Origin of the sequence: Bartonella sp. CL71SXKL (assembly GCF_042194935.1) — a bacterium.
GTDB lineage: Bacteria > Pseudomonadota > Alphaproteobacteria > Rhizobiales > Rhizobiaceae > Bartonella.
This window is the reverse complement of record NZ_JBHINI010000052.1, coordinates 1-2,390: the sequence shown is the minus strand read 5'-3', so window position 1 is coordinate 2,390 and position 2,390 is coordinate 1. Positions and strand designations below refer to the sequence as shown.

4 protein-coding genes are annotated in these 2,390 nt (G+C 35.7%); 3 read left to right on the top strand and 1 reads right to left on the bottom strand.

The features are described 5' to 3' along the window. Window positions 1-250: 250 nt before the first annotated feature. Complete coding sequence (locus tag ACFILA_RS09315) at window positions 251-583, bottom strand: helix-turn-helix domain-containing protein (protein ID WP_375612684.1); 333 nt, start codon at window positions 581-583, stop codon at window positions 251-253. Window positions 584-695: 112 nt separating this feature from the next. On the opposite strand from ACFILA_RS09315, the gene ACFILA_RS09310 reads away from it, so the two are divergent. From ACFILA_RS09310 to ACFILA_RS09300, 3 genes are read left to right on the top strand one after another with little or no spacing between them, the layout of a single operon-like run. Next, a complete protein-coding gene (locus tag ACFILA_RS09310) occupies window positions 696-974 on the top strand; it encodes a hypothetical protein (RefSeq protein WP_375660270.1) in 279 nt (92 codons plus the stop codon). A gap of 10 nt (window positions 975-984) precedes the next feature. After that, window positions 985-1,551, top strand: a complete 567-nt coding sequence (locus ACFILA_RS09305; RefSeq protein WP_375661099.1) for a hypothetical protein — start codon at window positions 985-987, stop codon at window positions 1,549-1,551. A 10-nt stretch (window positions 1,552-1,561) separates the two neighbouring features. Further along, window positions 1,562-2,173 (top strand): hypothetical protein, encoded by a 612-nt coding sequence (locus tag ACFILA_RS09300; RefSeq protein WP_375661098.1) that lies wholly within the window; start codon window positions 1,562-1,564, stop codon window positions 2,171-2,173. Window positions 2,174-2,390: the final 217 nt, after the last annotated feature.

Genomic DNA, 2,390 nt, shown 5'->3' with positions numbered 1-2,390 from the left:
AGAATTTATAAACACTGGTTTATTCACAAATGCCTCCATACTGCCTATTGGCAAAAGTTATTTTCTAAGATATGGGAGATAAATATATGCAAAAAGTGCAAGTGTCAACATAAAAATGTAAAAAGTGCATATTTATGCTAGATATGTTTTTTTAAAAAGTGCACTATCCACAATTTATGGAGATACAAAATGCAAATAGCGGAACAAGATTCTAATCTTTTAAAAGGGTTTTCTCAGAAAGAAAAGGAAACTATAACTTATCTTTTGATTGCCTTAAAAACTCAATATATAAAATCACAGACTTCTTGTTTTCTTCAGAAAGATCACGATAAAAATTCATAAATTCTTGATCAACATCATTGAAGAAATTGGGGGGGGGCTCGTTAAAAAACTCAGCTATTTTAACTAATTCCCCAATACTTATGCTTCTTGATTTTCCATTTTTGTAAGGATTAATCATTCTGCTTATAGTGGATTGATGGATTCCCAAGTAGGCGGCTAGTTCTATTTGAGCACCGTGTCCGCGCTCGTCTAATTTTTTTTCTAGCCATTGTTGGATACTTTTTTCAATATTGCTACTCATAATTTAAATATTATCCCTAAAAATACGTAAAATGCAAAAATGTGAAAGGTGCATTTTTTGTTGACATATGTAAAAAGTGCAATTATTTATTGCGCTGTTATGGAGATTACATATGCCTTCGAGATTAATTATAAAATATTTAGGTGGTTTCAAAACTGTAGCAACCATAGTGCAAAGAGATGTGTCATCTGTTTATAGATGGCGTGACATGCCAGCAAAACACCAGCAAAAAATTTTAGATTACGCACGTGATCATGGGATAGATTTGCGTCCAGAAGATTTTTTTTATCCCGAGCGCTTGCAGAGATTAATGCAAGAGCAACACCCCCCATTGTCGAAAATTAGCAAGAGCTGTGGTGTTGATCACACCGGAGAAACTTTACAGCATTAAGGAGATAAAGATGAGTTCGAATGAAATTTTATGGATAGCAGTGGTTTCAGTTTTGCTCTTAAGCGGAGTGATGTTTCGTATTGCATTGCATTATCGCAACCAAGTTAAAGCACTTAAAGAGCAGGTTCAAGATATTAAGAAAAAAATGAAAGAGAATGAGTTTAGGTATTTAAAGGAAAGCAAGCAGACAATTGATGAATGTGATGCAGATCTTGAAGAACGTGACGAGGAAATTAAACAACTGAAACAAAAGACTGAAGAGCATGAAAAGGCGTTCAGAAATGTAAGTGAAGTTGTAATGACACTCGAAGCAGATGTTCAATCACGTGATACGGAAATTAAAGAATTGAAGCAAGAGATTGAAGAACGCGACGAGGAAATTGAAAAACTTAAACAAAAGATAGATGCGTACCGAGAAGAGTTTAAACGGAAAAGTGAAAAGATACAGGCACTAAAAGCAGATGTTCAATCACGCGACGAGGAAGTTGAAAGACTAACACAAGAGCTTAAACAGCGTGATGAAGCAGTAAAAGCGCCGCCTCATAAGAATAAGAAGAGTAAGAAGAAGGGTAAGTGAGGAGAGAAAGATGAGTTTAGTAGCAATTGTTATTTCCTTAATTGCGAATGTGATTTCGTTTTATGCTGTTCATGACTCTTCTAAAAGAGTGCGAAGGCTCAGAAAAGAGCTAGCTGAAAAAAATGAGTTAATAGCGTCACAAAAAGCGTTGATGGAAGGACAGCTAGCAGAAAATGAAGAGAAAATACAACATTTACAAGAATTACAAGCAAACGTGCAAGAATGTTTAGAGAAAAGCACTAAAGGGCAAGAATGTGTGATGTCATATGAAAATATTTATGAAAATATTCAAGTCTCTAAAGCTGTTCGTACGCTTGTAAGAGAGTTTATAGAACTAAATCCCATTACAGATGAACAAGAAGATAGATCGCAGGAATTATTGCAACAATTAATGAGGGATGAGCAGACAAAGATTCAAGCAATTAAAGTTGTTAGAGCTTTTGAAGAATGGTTTATACCACGAAATACCATTACATTTGCACAACTAGACTATTGGCCGAGGTCTCAAGAGTTATTGGGGCATTTATTGGGGTTAAAGCCACTGACATGGGAAGATCTTGCTAAAAAAAGTCCTGAGGAACAACAGAGCTATCTCGTACCTGGGAAAACTATAGTGGATTGAAAGCATTTTTTAAACGAATACAGTGAGCGAAAAAATTCACTTTTTCTGGTGGATCTTGAGGATCTACGGCAGCATTTTCGTAAAAAGAGCAATCTTCTAAAACACATTTTGTATGGAGCGGTGTGGTGATTAACACGATTCTTTGTTTTGATCTAGGTACCAAAACGGGGTGGGCGATACGTGGTGCAAGTGGTGACATATTCAGTGGTACCGTGAA